Annotated in this window: 16 protein-coding genes; 4 read left to right on the top strand and 12 right to left on the bottom strand. The window is 65.4% G+C overall.

Annotated elements, in window-relative coordinates:
- Positions 1-417, bottom strand: coding sequence for a DUF983 domain-containing protein (locus OPU69_RS05670; RefSeq protein WP_060979961.1), 417 nt, complete (start codon positions 415-417; stop codon positions 1-3).
- A 135-nt stretch (positions 418-552) separates the two neighbouring features.
- Here OPU69_RS05670 and OPU69_RS05665 point away from each other — a divergent pair, with 135 nt between their 5' ends.
- On the top strand, positions 553-2,085 hold the full coding sequence (locus tag OPU69_RS05665) for a cryptochrome/photolyase family protein (protein ID WP_498509691.1): 1,533 nt from the start codon (positions 553-555) through the stop codon (positions 2,083-2,085).
- On the opposite strand, the gene OPU69_RS05660 is transcribed toward OPU69_RS05665, so the two are convergent.
- Positions 2,075-2,278: a hypothetical protein gene (locus OPU69_RS05660; RefSeq protein WP_060979963.1), complete on the bottom strand. Its 204-nt coding sequence runs from the start codon at positions 2,276-2,278 to the stop codon at positions 2,075-2,077. The genes OPU69_RS05665 and OPU69_RS05660 overlap by 11 nt on opposite strands.
- 169 nt (positions 2,279-2,447) lie before the next feature.
- Here OPU69_RS05660 and OPU69_RS05655 point away from each other — a divergent pair, with 169 nt between their 5' ends.
- Together OPU69_RS05655 and OPU69_RS05650 are read left to right on the top strand one after the other, a co-directional pair.
- Entirely contained in the window at positions 2,448-3,656 is a 1,209-nt protein-coding gene (locus OPU69_RS05655) for an acyl-CoA dehydrogenase (protein WP_498509689.1), read from the top strand.
- A 91-nt stretch (positions 3,657-3,747) separates the two neighbouring features.
- Positions 3,748-4,704: a GGDEF domain-containing protein gene (locus tag OPU69_RS05650; protein ID WP_498509687.1), complete on the top strand. Its 957-nt coding sequence runs from the start codon at positions 3,748-3,750 to the stop codon at positions 4,702-4,704.
- Between the two features lie 13 nt (positions 4,705-4,717).
- On the opposite strand, the gene argC is transcribed toward OPU69_RS05650, so the two are convergent.
- The 3 genes from argC to OPU69_RS05635 all read right to left on the bottom strand — a co-directional run bounded on the left by argC (position 4,718) and on the right by OPU69_RS05635 (position 8,138).
- Positions 4,718-5,656 carry an N-acetyl-gamma-glutamyl-phosphate reductase gene (gene argC, locus OPU69_RS05645; protein ID WP_498509913.1) on the bottom strand — a complete coding sequence of 313 codons (939 nt, stop codon included), beginning with the start codon at positions 5,654-5,656 and terminating at the stop codon, positions 4,718-4,720.
- Positions 5,653-6,618 carry a C40 family peptidase gene (locus tag OPU69_RS05640; RefSeq protein WP_498509685.1) on the bottom strand — a complete coding sequence of 322 codons (966 nt, stop codon included), beginning with the start codon at positions 6,616-6,618 and terminating at the stop codon, positions 5,653-5,655. Before OPU69_RS05640 ends, argC begins: the two co-directional genes overlap by 4 nt.
- Before the next feature lie 110 nt (positions 6,619-6,728).
- Positions 6,729-8,138, bottom strand: a complete 1,410-nt coding sequence (locus OPU69_RS05635; RefSeq protein WP_498509683.1) for a leucyl aminopeptidase family protein — start codon at positions 8,136-8,138, stop codon at positions 6,729-6,731.
- 45 nt (positions 8,139-8,183) lie between these two features.
- On the opposite strand from OPU69_RS05635, the gene OPU69_RS05630 reads away from it, so the two are divergent.
- Positions 8,184-8,996: a DUF4163 domain-containing protein gene (locus OPU69_RS05630; RefSeq protein WP_498509681.1), complete on the top strand. Its 813-nt coding sequence runs from the start codon at positions 8,184-8,186 to the stop codon at positions 8,994-8,996.
- Between the two features lie 3 nt (positions 8,997-8,999).
- Here OPU69_RS05630 and OPU69_RS05625 read toward each other — a convergent pair whose 3' ends face one another.
- The 7 genes from OPU69_RS05625 to OPU69_RS05595 all read right to left on the bottom strand — a co-directional run bounded on the left by OPU69_RS05625 (position 9,000) and on the right by OPU69_RS05595 (position 17,945).
- Complete coding sequence (locus OPU69_RS05625; protein ID WP_498509679.1) at positions 9,000-10,520, bottom strand: flavin-containing monooxygenase; 1,521 nt, start codon at positions 10,518-10,520, stop codon at positions 9,000-9,002.
- 110 nt (positions 10,521-10,630) lie between these two features.
- Positions 10,631-12,208: an aldehyde dehydrogenase (NADP(+)) gene (locus OPU69_RS05620; protein WP_498509677.1), complete on the bottom strand. Its 1,578-nt coding sequence runs from the start codon at positions 12,206-12,208 to the stop codon at positions 10,631-10,633.
- Entirely contained in the window at positions 12,205-13,842 is a 1,638-nt protein-coding gene (locus OPU69_RS05615; RefSeq protein WP_060979972.1) for an amidohydrolase family protein, read from the bottom strand. Before OPU69_RS05615 ends, OPU69_RS05620 begins: the two co-directional genes overlap by 4 nt.
- A gap of 41 nt (positions 13,843-13,883) precedes the next feature.
- The gene (locus tag OPU69_RS05610) at positions 13,884-15,308 is read right to left on the bottom strand and encodes an amino acid permease (protein WP_060979973.1); all 1,425 of its coding nucleotides are present in this window, start codon (positions 15,306-15,308) and stop codon (positions 13,884-13,886) included.
- Between the two features lie 35 nt (positions 15,309-15,343).
- A complete protein-coding gene (locus tag OPU69_RS05605; RefSeq protein ID WP_060979974.1) occupies positions 15,344-16,009 on the bottom strand; it encodes a GntR family transcriptional regulator in 666 nt (221 codons plus the stop codon).
- Positions 16,010-16,016: 7 nt separating this feature from the next.
- On the bottom strand, positions 16,017-17,015 hold the full coding sequence (locus tag OPU69_RS05600) for a 4-hydroxyproline epimerase (RefSeq protein ID WP_498509674.1): 999 nt from the start codon (positions 17,013-17,015) through the stop codon (positions 16,017-16,019).
- Between the two features lie 6 nt (positions 17,016-17,021).
- Positions 17,022-17,945: a dihydrodipicolinate synthase family protein gene (locus OPU69_RS05595; RefSeq protein WP_060978512.1), complete on the bottom strand. Its 924-nt coding sequence runs from the start codon at positions 17,943-17,945 to the stop codon at positions 17,022-17,024.
- Between the last annotated feature and the right edge of the window lie 8 nt (positions 17,946-17,953).

The raw sequence follows: 17,953 nt of genomic DNA, 5'->3' as shown, positions 1-17,953 counted from the left end.
TCAACCCTCGGGCTGATCGGCCTCGCGCGCTGCCGGGTCGAAGCCGTGCATCCGCCAATGATATTGCAGCGCGATTACCGCGCCTTTCGCCGGTTGCAGCATGACGATCGTCAGCAGCAGCGCACCCACCACCGCAATCAGCGCGAGCCAGCCCATGGGCAGCAATTCGCGCGACCCTGCCGCGATCAGCACCGGCGCGAGCAGATGGCCGCTGATGAAGATCGCGATATAGGCGGGAAAATCATCGGCCTGGTGCAGCGTCCAGTCCTGCCCGCAGCACGCACAGCGCTCCACGGGCTTGAGGTAGCGCGCGAACAGCGGCTTGTGGTCGCAGCGCGGACAATGGTTCCGCGCGCCCCGGAACGCGGCAACGAGCGCGCTCGGCTCCTCGATGGCACGCGGGGCGGAATGGGGCATGGCAGCGGTCCTCAGCCAGCCTCAGCGCTGACATCGCCTCGTAACCCGTGCGCCGCCGCGATCAAAGCTCTTTGCGACCATTGATTGCAGCCCGCGCGACCCCATCATGACAGGCTCGTCGAACAGGGGCCTTTCATGACCATCCTCATCCCGATCCTGGGCGATCAGCTCAGCCTTTCCCTCTCGGCGCTGCGCGGCGTCGAGCAGAAACGGGCGGTGCTGCTGATGATGGAGGTGGATGAGGAGACGAGCTATGTCCGCCATCACAAGGCCAAGATCGCCTTCATCCTCTCCGCGATGCGCCACCATGCCGAGGCGCTGCGCGAGGTGGGCTGGACGGTCGATTATGTGAATCTCGACGACCCCGACAATGCGGGCTCGTTCACCGGCGAACTGGCGCGCGCGATCGAGCGCCACGCCCCTGACCGCATCATCGCAACCCTGCCCGGCGAATGGCGGGTGCGAGCGGCGATGGAGGAATGGGCGGATCGGTTCGACGTGCCTGTCGAGCTGCGCGAGGACGACCGGTTCGTCTGCACGCACGAGGAATTCGACGCCTGGGCGCAAGGGCGCAAGCAGCTGCGCATGGAGTTCTTCTATCGCGAGATGCGCCGCAAGACCGGGCTGCTACTTGACGACGAAGGCAAGCCCGAGGGCGGCGAGTGGAATTACGACAGCGAGAACCGCAAGCCGCCGCCGAACGAGCCGCTGCTGATTCCGCAGCCGCTCAAGTTCAAGCCCGACGAAATCACCCGCGAGGTCCTCGATCTGGTGGCGAAGCGTTTCGGTAACCATCCGGGCAGCCTCGACCATTTCGCCTTCGCCACCACGGCCGAGGACGCGGCGAGGCAGCAGGCGCATTTCATCCGCCATGCGCTGGCAAAGTTCGGTGATTATCAGGACGCGATGCTGACCGACCAGCCGTTCCTGTGGCACTCGATCCTCTCGCCCTATCTCAATTGCGGTCTGCTCGATCCGCTCGATCTGTGCCGCGCGGTCGAGCAGGCCTATCGCGACGGCAAGGCCCCGCTCAATGCCACCGAGGGGTTCATCCGCCAGATCATCGGCTGGCGCGAATATGTGCGCGGCATCTACTGGCGCGAGGGGCCGGATTACGCGCAGCGCAACGCGCTGAATGCGACGCGCCCCCTGCCCGGCTTCTATTATGACGGCCAGACCGACATGCATTGCCTGAAACAGGCGATCGGCCAGACCCTGGACCATGCCTATGCGCACCATATCCAGCGGCTGATGATCACCGGCAATTTCGCACTGATCGCCGGGATCGATCCGCACGCGGTCCATCTATGGTATCTGGAAGTGTACGCGGACGCCTATGAATGGGTCGAGCTGCCCAACGCGCTGGGCATGAGCCAGTTCGCCGATGGCGGGCTGCTCGCCAGCAAGCCCTATGCCTCGAGCGGCAATTACATCCATTCGATGTCCGATTACTGCCAGCACTGCCGCTATGACGTGAAGGCCAAGACCGGGGCCAGGGCCTGCCCGTTCAACCTGCTCTACTGGGATTTTCTCGACCGCAACGAGGAGGTCCTGGGCAAGAACCAACGGCTCGCCATGCCCTATCGCAACTGGGCGAAGCGGGCGGACAAGGACAAGCAGGCGATCCGCGCCGATGCGAAGCGGTTTCTCGATCAGCTCACCAGATGAACGAGCTGATCGCAACAAAGAATGCGGTAAAGCTCAGGAAGAAAAGGCGGATTTCCTCGTTGCGCTGCGCGCGCTTGCGCTTGGCCAGCACCTCGGGCTCGTCCACCGGGGTCGCTGCGAGGACGCGCGGCGACAGCGCCGAGCGGAAGCTGTGGGGCTGAGCTGGGGTGCGAAGGAATTGAAGCCGCTGCATGGTCCATGAGTTAACGCATTTTTAACCATTGCCCATGGTAATTGATGGTTAACAGGTTCATTGTGCCGAAAGCGGACACCGGTTCACCGCAACGGCTTTACGCTTACGTCAACTTATTTGCGCAAAATCCGGTTGGAGCGCGGCCAAAGCTGCGCTAGACCTTCGGCCCATGAAGCACGACACCATCCGCAAGGCCGAAACCATCCCGTTCACCTGGGAAGACCCCTTTCTGCTCGACGAGCAGCTGACCGAAGAGGAGCGGCTGATCCAGCAAAGCGCGCGCGGTTTCGCGCAGGACGTGCTGCAACCACGCGTGATCGACGCCTTTCGCGAGGAGATCGACGCGCCCGAACTGTTCCCGATGATGGGCGAGGCCGGGCTGCTCGGCGCGACCATATCGGAAGAATTCGGCGGCGCGGAAGCAAGCTATGTCGCCTATGGCCTGATCGCGCGCGAGGTCGAGCGCGTCGATAGCGGTTACCGTTCGATGATGTCGGTGCAGAGCTCGCTCGTCATCCACCCGATCAATACCTATGGCAGCGACGAACAGCGCCGCAAGTACCTGCCTGGCCTCACCTCGGGCACGCTGATCGGCTGTTTCGGCCTGACCGAGCCCGATGCGGGATCGGACCCTGCAGGCATGAAGACGCGGGCGAAAAAGGTCGATGGCGGCTATGTCATCTCCGGCGCGAAAACCTGGATCTCGAACAGCCCGTTTGCCGATGTCTTCGTGATCTGGGCCAAGTCCGACGCGCATGGCGGCGCGATCCGCGGCTTCATCCTGGAAAAGGGGATGAAGGGCCTGAATGCCCCCAAGATCAAGGGCAAGCTCAGCCTGCGCGCCTCGACCACCGGCATGATCCAGATGGACGAGGTCGAGGTCGGTGAAGACGCGCTGCTGCCCAATGTCGAAGGCCTGAAGGGTCCGTTCGGCTGCCTCAACCGCGCACGCTACGGCATCAGCTGGGGCGCGATGGGCGCGGCCGAATTCTGCTGGCACGCCGCGCGGCAATACGGCCTCGACCGTGTCCAGTTCGGCAAGCCGCTCGCCGCGACACAGCTGTTCCAGAAGAAGCTGGCCGACATGCAGACCGAGATTGCGCTGGGCCTGCAGGCCAGCTTGCGCGTCGGGCGGCTGATGGACGAGGGCCGGTTCGCGCCCGAGATGATCTCGATCGTCAAGCGCAACAATTGCGGCAAGGCGCTCGATATCGCCCGCATGGCGCGCGACATGCACGGTGGCAACGGCATCAGCGAAGAATATCAGGTGATGCGCCACATGGTGAATCTAGAAACGGTTAATACCTATGAGGGCGCGCATGATGTTCACGCGCTGATCCTGGGCCGTGCACAGACCGGAATTCAGGCGTTTTTCTGACCGTCCGAAGGTTTAGGGATTTGGTAACCCGGCCTTAACTCGCAACCGCTAGTCTGCCTTCTGCAATCCAGGGAGCGATGCATTAGCGGTGATGGACGGTTACTTTCATGATTTCGGTACGTCCGCGCATGCCGCCCCGGATGACACCGCTGCCATCGAGCCCGCACAGCCTGTGCCGGGCCAGCCCGACATCGCCAGAGTTCTGCGCAGTCTGGACCATGCCGGGATCGGCCTGTTCGAATGCGATCTGCGAACCGATGGCCTGAACTGGACGCGCAAGGTCTATGACATGTTCGGTCTGCGCAGCGACAAAGGCCTGAATCGTGGTGACGTGGTCGAACTGTACGACCCGGAATCGCGCGAGGTGCTGCATCGCTTGCGCAGCCACGCGATCGAGCGTGCGGGCGGTTTCACGCTCGATGCCCGGATCACGCGCACCGACGGCGAAGATCGCTGGATCCAGATTGTCGCCAATATCGAATGCGAGGCAGGGCGCCCCGTCCGGCTCAACGGCACCAAGCGCGACATCACCGAGCAACGGCGCGAGCAGGAAAATCTGCGCCTCGCCGCCGAAACCGACGGACTGACCGGCCTTTCCAATCGCTCGGCGTTTCAGACCCGCTTTCTGGATGCGAGCATGGCCGCCCTCCTTTTCCGTCCGCTGGGCGCGCTGATCCTGTTTGATGTCGATGGTTTCAAGGCGATCAATGACCGCTACGGCCATATGGCGGGAGACGCCTGTCTGGCGCAGTTCGGCAAGCGCCTTTCCCAGGCCTTTTTCGATGCCCTGATGGTGGCGCGGGTGGGCGGCGACGAATTTGCCGTGCTGCTGCCCAGCAATCGTCACCTGCCCAGGATCGCCCGGCGCGCGAAAGAGGCGATCAACCTGCTCAGGACGCCGATCGTCTGGAACGGGCACCTGCTCGAGGTGGGAGCAAGCTATGGCATCGCGATCGCCGAAAACGCGATGGCCTATGATGCCGAAGCGATGTTCCTGCGCGCTGACCGTGCGCTTTATGCCGCCAAGCGGACGGTCTTGCGCACCTGAACCAGACCCGGCCTCAGGCGCGCAAACCGGCCAGTTCGTCGAGTCCGGCCATGATATTCAGATTCTGCACCGCAGCCCCGCTCGCGCCCTTGCCCAGATTGTCGAGCATCGCGACCAGCCGCACCTGCGAGCCATCCGCGCTGGGCAACACGTAAAGCGACAGCCTGTCGGTCGCCGCATCGCCCTCGCTCACCAGCAGTTCGCCAGGCACGGCATCGATGGATGCGACGCTGACCAGCGGTTCGCCTGCATAATGGTCCGCGAGCGCGGCGTGCAAGGTCCGTGCATCGGCAAAGCCAAGCTCGGGATCGAGGAACAACGGCACATCGACGAGCATGCCGCGAAAGGCGCGGACGACCGCGGGCGCAAAGATCGGCGCGCGGCTGAGCCCGGCATGCACCTGCATCTCGGGCAGGTGCTTGTGCTCGAGCCCCAGAGCATAGGCACGAAACCCGATTTCGGGCGCATCGACCTGCATCCGCTGGATCAGATCCTTGCCACCGCCCGAATAGCCGCTCACTGCATTGACGATGAAGCCGTGATCGGCGGGCAGCAGGTCTTCGGCGACCAGCGGCGCGACCAGCGCCAGGAAACCGGTCGGGTAGCAGCCGGGATTGCTCACCAGCCGAGCGCTGGCAATCGCCTCGCGCTGGCCCTTGCGCAGCTCTGCAAAGCCATAGGTCCAGCCATCGGCGACGCGGTGCGCGCTCGAGGCATCGATGAAGCGCGTGTCCGCGCCCTCGCCCAGCGCAACCGCCTCGCGCGCAGCAGCATCGGGCAGGCACAGGATCACGAAATCGGCGTCCTGGATGGCAGCGGCGCGCGCGGACACGCTCTTGCGATCGGCATCGCTGAGCGTGATCAGGCGAAACTCGCCCCGCCCTGCCATGCGCTCAGCGATTTCCAGGCCCGTGGTCCCAGCGGCGCCATCGATGAACAGTTTGAGCATCAGCCGATCCTCTTGCGCGCCAGAACCGGCTGCGGCGTGGTTTCGGGGAAGCGGGCGATCACATCGGCCAGCGGCTCTGCCACCACCTGCATCCAGAAGGCATTGGCGTGCACCAGCGTTTGGGTATCCGCCATGATCCCGACATGGCCGGGGAAGAAGACCAGGTCGCCGCGTTCCAGCGGCTCGTCATCGCCCAGGGCGCGGCCCAGCGCCGCCATCTGCTGGTCGCTGTCGCGCGGGGCGGCATGGCCTGCGAGCATCAGCACCAGCTGCACCAGCCCCGAACAGTCGAGCGCATCGCCGCCGCGTCCGCCCCAGAGATAGGGCGCGCCGATCAGCTGCTGCGCGCGATCGACCGGATCGCAGGTCAGCGCATCGAGGCCGATCGCATGGCGCACCGACATCCAGCCGGCTTCGACCTGCAGGAACTTGCCGCATTCGCTGGCGCCCTGAACCGCGACGCGCGCACCCATCGGCAGGCTCGCCACCATTGGCGTCTTGATCGCCGGTTCGGCAAAGACGAGCGCGCGGCGGACATGCACGACATGGGTCGGCGCGGCGGCGTCGCGGGTCAACGCGTCAAGCCGGACATAGCCGCAATAGCCGTCGTGAACGCCATAGCCCCACCCCCAGTCGCCCGCGCTGTCGAGCAGGGCAAAGCCTTCGCCCGGCTGCAGCTGGCTGACCGCCTCGGCATCGGCGCTGCCCGCCTTGCGCAGCATCGCCGCTTCATCGGCTACGCGATGGAGCTGCGGCGCGACATAATGCGGCGCGAAGAACTTTCCAGCGAGCGCGATATCCGCCAGATCGCCGCGGATGGCCGTGACGCGCGGGTCGTAATCGGCGACCGGACCGCTCAGCACGAAGCGCTGCTGCCCCGCTGCGGGGGCGTCAGAGCTGTCCTGCAGCGCCGATCCGGCATCCACCGGCGATGCTTCCGCCGCAGAACGTATCGAATGTGTCAATTACCCCAGTCCCTCAAGCCATGCCGCGTCATGATGATCTGTCCCTGCCGGTGCCGGGCACCGCGCAGCCGGGGCTGATAGCCCAGTTGCCGCGATTTGTCCAAGCCCCGTCATTGCGGGGTCGTTTTCGCGTCATAACGGCTGCGCAGATAGTGCCAGCTGGCGCGCAACCCCATGGCTTCGCCGCCCTTGGGTTGGCCGGGGCGCGGGGTCGGGCGCCAGGCATAGGTGTCGAAATGCGCCCAGGGCACGCCTTCGGCCACGAAGCGCTGCAGAAACAACGCGGCGGTGATCGATCCCGCAAACGAGCCGCCGGTATTGCCGATATCGGCAATGTCGCTCGCGTACATTTCTTCATATCCCGGCCAGAGCGGCAGCCGCCAGCACGGGTCACCCGCCGTCGTTCCGCTGGCAAGCAGCCCCTCGGCGAGCGGATCGCTGTTCGAGAAAAGCGCGGGCAGATCCGGCCCCACCGCAACGCGGGCGGCACCGGTCAGCGTCGCGAAATCGAGGATGAGGTCAGGCGTTGCCTCGCTCGCCTTGGCCAGACAATCGCCCAGCACCAGCCGACCTTCGGCATCGGTGTTGCCGATCTCGACGGTGATGCCCTTGCGGCTCTTGAGCACATCGCCCGGGCGAAAGGCATTGCCCGCAATCGCGTTCTCGACCGCGCCGACCAGCATGTGCAGCCGCACCGGCAGCTTCATCCGCATGATCAACTGCGCCAGCGCCAGCGCGTGCGCCGCGCCGCCCATGTCCTTCTTCATCAGCAGCATGCCCGACGCCGGCTTGATGTCCAAACCACCGCTGTCGAAGCACACGCCCTTGCCGACGACCGCCACCCTGGGATGATCGTCGCGGCCCCAGTGCAATTCGATCAGCCGCGGGGCATGGCTGCGCGCCGCCGCACGCCCGACCGCATGGATCATCGGATAATGGGTTTCGAGCGCATCGCCGCGGGTCACGTCGAGCAGCGCGCCATAGGTGCGCGCGAGCGTCGCCGCGGCTTCTTCCAGCGCCGCAGGCCCCATGTCCTCGGCGGGGGTATTGACCAGATCGCGCACCCAGGCCGTCGCCTCGGCCTCCGCCAGCGCGGCTTCCCGGCGCGCCGGATCGTTGGTCAGCAGCACGCGCGGGCCCTGCGGGTTGTCTTCCGGCTTCTTGTAGGCGGTGAACCGGTGCTGCGCGAGCGCCCAGCCGATCAGCGCATCGCCGGGGCGCGCATCGCCTGCGAGCCGATAATGCCCCGCGGCAAGCGCTTCTGCGACCTTGGCGAGACACCAGGGGCGCAGATTTGCCGCATCGGCTACGCCCAGCACCACCGCCCAGTCATCGGCGGAATCGCCCGGCACCACCACCAGCTCGTGCGGGCGCGCGGCAAAGCGCATGGCGGACAGGTGGTTGCGGATGCGCGGCGGCGCGGCGTTCAGCCAATCGGCCAATCCCGCCTTGTCGACAAGGTGGATGCTGCGCGCGCTCTGGCCAAGGTCCGGCTGGACGAGGGAGGACAAATCAATCATTGTCAGGTCTTACAGCAATTTGACGCGCAACTGCGAGAGAGAATCATGATCGTTCGAAAACCTGGCTCTCTGGCGCTTGCGGCGCTGGCCGCATTGATGCTGCCCGCGATGGCCGCGTGCGGCCAGGACGCGCCGGTGGCAGAAAAGGCCAAGCCCGCTGCCACCATGGACAGCCAAGCGGCGGCCAAGCCGGTAGCGTTCGAGCGCGAAACCGAGAAGTTCACGTACAGCTATTCCTATCCCGCCGAAGCCGCCGCGATCCCGGCGCTGGTCAAGCTGCTCGAGGAAGACCGCGCACAGGGCCTGGCCGAGCTGGAAAGCCAGGCGGACGAGGCGGAGAAGGACGCCAAGGCGAACGACTATCCCTATAACCCGCACATGCTGGGGACGAGCTGGTCGACCACCGGCAACACGCCGCCGCTGCTCGCGATGCTGGGCGAAATCAGCAGCTATTCGGGCGGGGCGCACGGCAATACCGGCTATGAGGTGCTGCTGTGGGACAAGGCTGCAGGCAAGAAGCTCAAGCCCGAAGCGTTGTTCACCGACATGAAGACGGCGCTGGAACCGATGCGCACGCTCTATTGCGACGGGCTGAAGGCGGAGCGCCAGGTGCGGCGGGGCGAATATATGTCGTCCGATCCCGAGGACATGTTCAACGTCTGCCCGCCCTTCAGCGACCTCGTGATCATTCCGTCCGCCGTCGGGCAGGACAGGTTCGACCGCATCCTGTTCGTTGCCGCGCCCTATGTGGCGGGTCCCTATGCCGAAGGCGTTTACGAGATCAGCGTCCCCGTGACCAAGCAGACGATCGCCAGCATCAGGCCCGAATATCAGGCGGCGTTCAACGCGGCGGAATGAGCCTTACTCCGCCGCGATCGCGGTGGGTTCTTCAACATGCGCAGCCGCCTTGCGGAAGGCGAGCACGCCATCGTCCACCGCTTCCTCGCGCAGCACCTTGCGGTCGAACAGATAATCCTGGTTGAGCCGCCACGGCATGCGGTCGCCCTGCTTGGGCAGGATGTCGAGCGCGCGCTGGACATAGCCCGAGGAGAAATCGAAAATCTGTTCCTCGTTGACCGGGCCGTCGCTGCCCAGCACCGGCACTGCGATGTCGCTGCCGGTGGCGGCCATGTGGTTGAGCTGACGGCAGACGAAATCGGCGACGATATCGACCTTGAGCGTCCAAGAAGCGTTCAGATAGCCGAACACGATCGCCATGTTCGGCACATCGCTGAACATGCAGCCCTTGTAATAGAAATGCTGCGTGAAATCGAGCGGCTGGTCGTCGACCGAGAAATCGACCTTGCCGGCCATGGCGAGCTTGAGGCCGGTGGCGGTGACGATGACATCGGCATCGAGATGCCTGCCTGACTTGAGCTGGATGCCGGTGGGGGAGAAGCGGTCGATATGATCGGTAACGATATCCGCCTTGCCGTCACGGATCGCCTTGAACATGTCGCCATCGGGGACAAGGCACAGGCGCTGTTCCCAGGGGCCATAAGGCGGCTGGAAATCGGGCTCGTGCATCTTGCTGCCCATGATCTTGCGGATGCGCTTGAGCAGATAGTCGCCGACCTTCTTGGGGTCCTTGCGCGCGCGGTTGAACGAGATCTGCTGCATCCGCACGTTCTTGAAGCGGATGATGCGATAGGCCCATTCGTCGGGCATGATGGCGCGCAGGCTGTTCGCCAGCCAATCCTTGGCCGGGCGGCTCCAGTACCAGGTCGGCGTGCGCTGGAGCATGGTCACATGGGCAGCCTTGTCGGTCATCGACGGCACGATGGTGACCGCGGTTGCGCCCGATCCGATCACGACGACGCGCTTGCCCGAATAGTCGAAGCCCCTGGGCCAGAATTGCGGATGGATGATCTGTCCGCCAAAGCTCTCACGCCCGGCAAATTCGGGGTCATAGCCCTGGTCGTAATCATAATAGCCGGTGCCCATGAAAAGGTAGCTGCAGGTGAGATGCTGCACGCCCTGGCCTTCGACCTCCGCCGCAATCGTCCAGCGCGCCTCGCTGCTCGACCAGCTCGCCGAGAGCACCTTGTGCCCGAGCCGGATATGATCGTTGAGCCCGCGCTCGTCCTTGATGCGCTTCAGGTAGCTCAGGATCGAGGGGCCATCGGCAATCGCCTTCTGCTCGCGCCAGGGTTCAAACTCGAAACCCAAAGTGTGCATGTCGCTGTCCGAACGGATGCCGGGATATTGGAACAGGTTCCAGGTGCCGCCGATATCGCTGCGCCGCTCGAGGATCGCGAAGGTCCGGCCGGGGCATTTTTCCTTGAGATGCACCGCCATGCCGATGCCGGAAATTCCGGCACCGATGATCAGCACATCGACATGCGACGCGGCTTTGAGGTCGGACGGCTTTTCATGCTTCATGGCGAGACTCTCCAGTCGCAAGGCCGCTTTTGCGGCTCTCGGGAGAGAAAGGTTGCTTACATCGTTGTGAATTGCAACCCATATCGGACCGCCCCGGCCATATTTTGCGCTCAGGCGAGACGCCAGGCCCCGTCGATCCGCGCGATCACACCGCCCTGCCCGCCCTCGCGCAGCGCCTCGGGCAGCAAGGCCTCAGGCAGGTCCTGGTAAGCGACGGGGCGCAGGAATCGGTCGATCGCCAGCGTGCCGACCGAGGTCGTCCGCCCGTCCGAGGTCGCGGGGTAAGGTCCGCCATGGTTGATCGCATGCCCCACCTCGACACCCGTCGGCCAGCCATTGGCGAGGATGCGCCCGACCTTGCGCTCGAGCACCGGCAGCAGCGCGCGGGCATCGTCCGTATCGGCCTCATCCATGTGCAGCGTCGCGGTGAGTTGGCCCTCGAGCCCGCGCAGCACCGCGAGAAGTTCGTCGCGGTCCTGGCAGCGCACGACGATCGACGAGGTGCCGAACACCTCATGCTGAAGCTCGGCCTTCGCCAGCCAGTCCTTTGCCGCGACGCTGAACAATGCGGTGCGGCCTTCGTGCGGCCCGGTCGGGTGGACGCCGCGCGCGATCGTCTGCACCTCGGGCGTGGCGGCGAGCGCGGCACTGCCCTTTTCATAAGCCGAGTGGATTCCGGCGGTGAGCATGGTCTGCGGCAGCTGCGTCTCGACCAGTGCGCCCGCTTCGGTGAGGAACGCGTCGAGCTCTGCGCCTTCCAGCGCCAGCACAAGGCCCGGATTGGTGCAGAACTGGCCAGAGCCCATGGTCAGCGACGCGACATAGCCCGCGGCCAGCGCCTTGCCCCGGCCCGCCAGCGCGTGCGGCAACAGGATGACCGGGTTGATCGCCGACATTTCGGCATAGACCGGGATCGGCTGCGGACGCGCGGCCGCGATCTTCATCAGCGCCTCGCCGCCGCTGCGCGATCCGGTAAAGCCCACGGCCTGGATGCGCGGATCGGCGACCAATGCCGCGCCGATGGCGTTGCCGGTGCCGGTGACCAGGCTGAACACGCCGGCGGGCATGCCGGTCGCCGCAGCCGCGCGGGTGATCGCGCCCGCGACCAGCTCCGCCGTGCCGGGATGCGCGGGGTGCCCCTTGACCACCACAGGGCAACCTGCGGCCAGCGCCGAGGCGGTGTCGCCGCCGGCTGTCGAGAAAGCGAGCGGGAAATTGGAGGCGCCGAACACCGCGACCGGCCCCAGCGGGATCATGCGCAGGCGCAGATCGGGCTTGGGCGGGGTACGCGCCGGGTCGGCATGGTCGATGCGCAGCTTGAGCCATTGGGCATCGCGAACCTCGGCGGCGAACAGCCGCAGCTGGCCGCAGGTTCGCCCGCGCTCACCAGTGATACGCGCCAGCGGCAGGCCCGATTCGGCGCAGGCACGCTCCAGCAACGCATCGCCCAAGCCTTCGATCTCATTGGCGATCGCTTCCAGAAACGCCCCGCGCCGTTCGAGCGGCAGATCGGCATAGGGAACCGCAGCCTCGTCCGCTGCGGCGCAGGCATCGGCAATGTCCCGCTCGGTGCTGCTGAAAAAGCCGATATCGGTAATGCTCGCGCCCTTGGCGGGATCATAGGCATGGAACACCTCGCCGTGCCCGCGCCGTTCGCCCGCGATGAAATACTGGCCTGTCAGTGTCACTGTGTAAGGTCTTCCTGTTCGATGGTCATGTAGCCGGGCGGCAGTCCGCGCTCGGCCTTGGAGCGCGCCACCATCGCGCGAATGTCCGCGCGCAGTGCCTTGCCCTCGTAGAAAATGCCGTCCTTCACCGTCCAGGCGATGCCGCCGACGCGCTGCGCCTTGCCGGTCGCATCGTCGAGCTTGAGCGTGCCGGTGGCGAACAGCAGCTTGAGATTGGCGATGGGATTGCCCTTGACGATGACCAGGTCCGCCTTCTTGCCCGGCTCGATCGTTCCGATATCGGCATCATGGCCGAGCAGCCGCGCGCCCTGCTGCGTCGCGGCGTTGATCACCTCGAGCGGGCTGAACCCGGCCTCGCGCAACAGCTCCATCTCCTGGATATAGCCGAAGCCATAAGTGTTGTAGATATAGCCCGCGTCCGACCCGACCGTGACGCGCCCGCCCCGATTCTTGTATTCGTTGACGAACGCCATCCACAGCCGGAAATTCTCCTTCCAGTCCATCTCGCGCTCGGTGGTCCAGTCGAACCAGTAGCTGCCATGATTGATCCGGCTGGGGCGGTACCAGTCCCACAAGGCGGGCATGGTATAATCGTTGTGCCAGACCGCGCGGTTCATCCGCATCAGGTCGCGGCTGGCAAGATAGGCGGTGAAGGTGGGGTCGATGGTGAAGCCGCGCTTGAGCAGCGTTTCCATCACCTCGTTCCAGCGCTCCGAGCCGGGCTTTGCCGCCTGCTTCCACAGTCTGCCAGCCTCGCCGAAGCGCATCTGCTCGTCGGTGTTGACGAAATCGCCGGGCCAGTCCTGCAGCTTGCGGTCGGTAAACAGCGCCTCGGGCAGCCCGTACCAATGCTCCATCGATTCCAGGCCAGCTTCGCTGGTGCGCAGCACATTGGCATAGGCGACCACGCCCTGGGCATGGTGCATCGTCGAATGCATCCCCAGCTTCTTCGTCTCGTCGATCGCGGCGAGCAGAGCCGCCTCGCTGCCGCCGATGAACTTGATGCCGTCCGCGCCGCGCCTTTTCGCATCGCGGACCGCCGCGCGGCCCTGCTCCGCAGTACGGATCGGCAGGCCGATCTGCTGGAACATCGGATAGACATCGAGCCGGGGTCCGGTGATCTCGTTGCGCGCCAGCCGGTTCTTGATCGCGACCTGCTGCTCGATCGACATTTCGGACGAGCCGACATTGCGCGCGGTGGTGATCCCATGCGCGAGCCAGAGCTTGAGCACATAGTCGGACGGCACGCCCTGCCCGTCGCTCAGCGTGTGCAGATGGACGTGCGCGTCGACGAACCCGGGCAATACATAATGACCGGTCAGGTCATATTCCTTGTCGCCACGCGGGGGCCTGCGCGCTTCCTCGATCGCGCCGGGTGCGCCGATGCTGGCGATCTGCACGATCCGGTCGTTCTCGATGACGATGTCGACCGGCCCCTGTGCGGGCGCGCCGGTGCCATCGACATAGATCGCGTTGCGCAGCACGGTGCGCGGCCACGGCCCCTCGCCCAGCGTACGCGCCGGGATGGGATCGGCGACCTCGCGCGGGGCCGCCTGGCCCAGCGACTGCGCCGAAACGCTGCCCGCCAGCGCGAGCGCCGACAGGCTCGCCAGCAATATCCGACCGATCTTCATGCCCCGTTCCCCTGTTGCGAGCCTCGCTGGGCCCGTTTTGATTATACCCCGGCCTGTTGTTCCTGCAGCGCCAGGCTGCGCGAGCGGCTGTAGAGGAAATAGAAGGCAAGGCCCGCCACGTTCCACAGCGCAAAGCGCACCAGCGTCTGTGTGGGCAGGCTCGCGAGCAGATAGAGGCAGCCGAGAATCGCGAGCGTACCAACCAGATAGGGCTGCGGGCACTTGAACACGCGCTTGAGTTCCGGCGCGCGCTTGCGCAGCACCATCAGGCAGCCGCCCACCGCGATGAACGCGAGCAAGGTGCCTGCATTAGCGAGCTCGGCAATCTCGTCGAGCCGGAAGAACCCGGCAACGGCGGCGACGAACACACCGGTAATTCCGGTGACCAGCACCGGCGCGCCGGTCTTGGGCGAGACACGCGAGAGCACCGGCGGGAGCAGGCCATCGCGTGCCATCACGAAGAAGATGCGGCTCTGGCCGTACATCATCACCAGGATCACCGAAGGCAGCGCGATCAGCGCCGCCAGCGCGACCAGATAGGAGGCGGTCGGGTGGCCGAGTGTGCGCAGAACCAGCGCCAGCGGCTCGGGCGAATTGCCCAGTGTCAGATACGACATCGCCCCGACGGCGGACAACGCCACCGCCATGTAGATCAGCGTGCACACCGCCATCGACCCGACAATGCCGATGGTGAGGTCGCGCCCCGGATTGCGCGCCTCCTCGGCCGAGGTCGCCACCGCATCGAAGCCGTAAAAGGCGAAGAACACGATCGCGGCAGCCGCCATCACCCCGCGGGTCGAGCCGTCCTGCACCGTGCTGCCGAAACCATAGGGCATGAACGGCGTGAAGTTCGCGCTGTCGAACGCGGGGAGCGCCAGCGCAACGAACGCGGTCAATGCGGTCAACTTGATGATGACGAGGATGATGTTGAGCGTCGCGCTCTCGCGCGTGCCCGCCATCAGCATGCCCGCGATCGCCAGCGACACGATCACCGCCGGCAGGTTGATGATACCGCCTGCATGCGGGCCGCTGAGCAGCATGGCGGGCAGTTCAACGCCGGCGGATTGCAGCCAGCCGACCAGATAGCCCGACCAGCCGACCGCAACGGTCGAACAGGCCAGCGAATATTCGAGGATCAGGCTCCACCCGACCACCCAGGCCAAGGTCTCGCCCACCACCGAATAGGTATAGGTATAGGCCGATCCCGCAGTCGGGATCATCGTCGCGAGCTCTGCATAGGCAAGCGCGGCGCAGGCGCAGACCGCGCCCGCAATCGCGAAGGCCAGAATGACCGCAGGCCCGGCGCGCTCTGCCCCCACGCCGGTCAGCGTGTAGATGCCGGTGCCGACGATGGCCCCGACGCCGAGCGCAATCAGGTGCGGCCAGGAAAGCGTAGGCTTCAGCCGGCTGCCCTCAGGGGCGTCGGCCGCCTGCACTATCGGTTTGATCGGCCCTAAAATCCCCATCCGTCGCGTCCCTTTATGATTATGCGCACGGGCGATCAGCCCGGCGGTCCCTTGGATTCGGTTTGCAGCTGCAGCCTGAGGTCATCGAGCGTCTTGCCGATATGCACCAGCGTCAGCGCTGCGATCTTGCGCTCGTCGCGCGCCAGCCAGGCCTGCAGCATATCGCGATGCTCCTCGTTGGCGCGCTCGTTACGGCCGAGCGGCTCGAGATGCTTGCGCACATAGCGTTCCGACAGCACGTGCAGCCGTTCGAGAATGGTGAAGGTCACCGGGCGCCCGGCGGGGCGGAGCAGCGCAAGGTGAAATGCCCGGTTGAACGCGCCGACGCCCTCGCCTCCCGAATCGGTCAGGCTGTCGAGCTGATCGAGCAGATCGGAGGCGGCCTGCTGCTCGGCCGTTCCGGCGAGCTTGGCGGCGATGGCGATGGTCTCGGGCTCGAGCTTGAGCCGCAGCGCATAGACCTCTTCGGCCTCGACATCGGTGAGGGGGCGCACGGTGAAGCCGCGATTGGCCTGCGAGGCGAGCAGCCCTTCCTGCTCCAGCCGCGCCAGCGCCTCGCGCAGCGGGATCTTGCTCACCCCCATTTCGGCCGCGAGCGCGTCCTGGCGGATCGGGCGATCGGGCGCGACGGTTCCGTTGAGAATGCGGGCGCGAACCTGGTCGACCAGCTGTTCGGAAAGGTTGCGCGCGGCGATGCTCATAAGCCTCTCATATCACAGAGAAGCCATCCCAAAAGGGGTCTTTGTCGTCGATCCAGATGGTATTGAAACCCGTCGCGATCGCCGAACCCTGGATCGAGGGAATGATCGCGCGCCGCCCGCCAAGCTCGATTGAATCTTCCACCCGGCCGATAAAGCGGCTGCCGATATAGCTTTCGTGCACGAAACGCTCACCGGCCTTCAGCACGCCCTTGTGCGCGAGATGCGCCAGCCGCGCCGATGTTCCCGTGCCGCAGGGCGAACGGTCGATCGCGCGCTCGCCATAGAAGACCGCGTTGCGCCCGTCCGCACCCTCGCCTTTGGGCGCATCGGCCCAGAGCACATGGCTCACCCCCCGGATCCGGTCGTCGAGCGGGTGCACCGGCTCGATCCTTTCGCGCAGCATCGCGCGGATCGTGCGCGCGTGCTCGATCAGCCGCGTTGCACCCAGATCGTCCAGGCCCGTATAATGGCCCTGCGGCTCGACGATCGCGTAGAAATTTCCGCCATAGGCGATGTCGACCGAAAGCGCCCCCAGGCCCGGCACGTCGATCTCGACGCCTTCTGCCGCCACGAACGAGGGGACGTTGCGGATGCGCACCCAGGCCACCCTGTCGCCATCGCGTTCATATTCGATTGCGATGTCACCGGCGGGCACCTCGACCTTGAGCAGGCCGGGCTCGCGCGGCTGGATCAGCCCGTGTTCGAGCCCGAAGGTGATCATCCCGATCGTGCCGTGCCCGCACATCGGCAGGCAGCCCGAGGTTTCGATGAACAATATGCCGACATCGTTCTCGGGCCGGGTGGGCGGGTAGAGAAACCCACCCGACATCATGTCATGCCCGCGCGGTTCGAAGCACAGGCCGGTGCGGATCCAGTCGAACCGCTCAATGAAATCCATCCGCCGCTCGGCCATCGAGGACCCGCGCACCAGCGGCGCGCCACCGACCACCAGACGAACCGGATTGCCCGCCGTATGGCCGTCTATGCAGAAGAACGTGTGCCGCATGCGCGATCAGGCAGCCGCCGCGACATCGGGCACGGGCCGGGTCGCCGCGCATTGCTCGACCCAGGCGATCACGTCGGCGCGGCGCTGACCGGTCAGCGGCATGCGCGGCATGCGCACGCGTTCCGACCCGCGCCCCATGATCTGTTCGGCGAGCTTGATAGACTGGACCAGGTCGTGTTCGGCATCGAGATGCAGCAGCGGCATGAACCAGCGATAGATGCGCAGCGCTTCGGCATAATCGCCGCGCCGCTGCGCCGCGACCAGCGCCACCGATTCGCGCGGGAAGGCGCTGGTCAGGCCGGAGACCCAGCCCGATGCGCCCAGCATCAGCCCTTCGAGCGCGACATCGTCGAGCCCCGCCATCACCGTGTAGCGATCGCCGAAGCGGTTGATCAGGTCGGTGAAGCGGCGCGGATCGGGCGCGCTTTCCTTGATCGCCACGATATTGGGCACGTTCTCGAGCCGGGCAAGCGTGTCGAAATCGACATTGACGCGATAGGCGGGCGGGTTGTTGTAGAGCATGATCGGTAGGCTGGTCGCCTCGGCCACAGCGCGGAAATGCGCCTCCAGCTCTTCAACCTTGGGCACATAGACCATGCACGGCAGCAGCATCAGCGCATCCATGCCGATCGCTTCTGCGGCCCTGGCATATTCGATCGCGCGGCTGGTGGTGAATTCGGACACGCCCGCGACCAGCGGAACGCGTCCGCCGACCGCCTCGACCGCGCCCTTGAGCACGGCGAGCTTCTCGTCGGCTTCGAGCGAATTGTTCTCGCCGCAGGTGCCCAGGATGATGAGGCCATCAACGCCATCATCGACCAGCGCCGATTGCACCTTTTGCGTCGCATCATGATCGATCGCGAGGCTTTCGGTGAACTGGGTGGTGGCGGCGGGATACACTCCCTGCCAAAGCGTCTTGTGAGCCGTCATTGTCGCGG

It is taken from the genome of Blastomonas sp. 34TW (assembly GCF_059803595.1).
Note: the sequence above shows the minus strand (reverse complement) of the source record. Positions and strands in the feature narration are given on the sequence as shown.

What these genes read in the sequence shown, in the direction of transcription:
- OPU69_RS05610 (WP_060979973.1), bottom strand. Translation starts at nt 15,308, where the DNA reads ATGGGGATTTTAGGGCCGATCAAACCGATAGTGCAGGCGGCCGACGCC.
- OPU69_RS05600 (WP_498509674.1), bottom strand. Translation starts at nt 17,015, where the DNA reads ATGCGGCACACGTTCTTCTGCATAGACGGCCATACGGCGGGCAATCCG.
- OPU69_RS05660 (WP_060979963.1), bottom strand. Translation starts at nt 2,278, where the DNA reads ATGCAGCGGCTTCAATTCCTTCGCACCCCAGCTCAGCCCCACAGCTTC.
- OPU69_RS05635 (WP_498509683.1), bottom strand. Translation starts at nt 8,138, where the DNA reads ATGATTGATTTGTCCTCCCTCGTCCAGCCGGACCTTGGCCAGAGCGCG.
- OPU69_RS05670 (WP_060979961.1), bottom strand. Translation starts at nt 417, where the DNA reads ATGCCCCATTCCGCCCCGCGTGCCATCGAGGAGCCGAGCGCGCTCGTT.
- OPU69_RS05665 (WP_498509691.1), top strand. Translation starts at nt 553, where the DNA reads ATGACCATCCTCATCCCGATCCTGGGCGATCAGCTCAGCCTTTCCCTC.
- OPU69_RS05650 (WP_498509687.1), top strand. Translation starts at nt 3,748, where the DNA reads ATGGACGGTTACTTTCATGATTTCGGTACGTCCGCGCATGCCGCCCCG.
- OPU69_RS05655 (WP_498509689.1), top strand. Translation starts at nt 2,448, where the DNA reads ATGAAGCACGACACCATCCGCAAGGCCGAAACCATCCCGTTCACCTGG.
- OPU69_RS05595 (WP_060978512.1), bottom strand. Translation starts at nt 17,945, where the DNA reads ATGACGGCTCACAAGACGCTTTGGCAGGGAGTGTATCCCGCCGCCACC.
- OPU69_RS05630 (WP_498509681.1), top strand. Translation starts at nt 8,184, where the DNA reads ATGATCGTTCGAAAACCTGGCTCTCTGGCGCTTGCGGCGCTGGCCGCA.
- OPU69_RS05625 (WP_498509679.1), bottom strand. Translation starts at nt 10,520, where the DNA reads ATGAAGCATGAAAAGCCGTCCGACCTCAAAGCCGCGTCGCATGTCGAT.
- OPU69_RS05605 (WP_060979974.1), bottom strand. Translation starts at nt 16,009, where the DNA reads ATGAGCATCGCCGCGCGCAACCTTTCCGAACAGCTGGTCGACCAGGTT.
- OPU69_RS05615 (WP_060979972.1), bottom strand. Translation starts at nt 13,842, where the DNA reads ATGAAGATCGGTCGGATATTGCTGGCGAGCCTGTCGGCGCTCGCGCTG.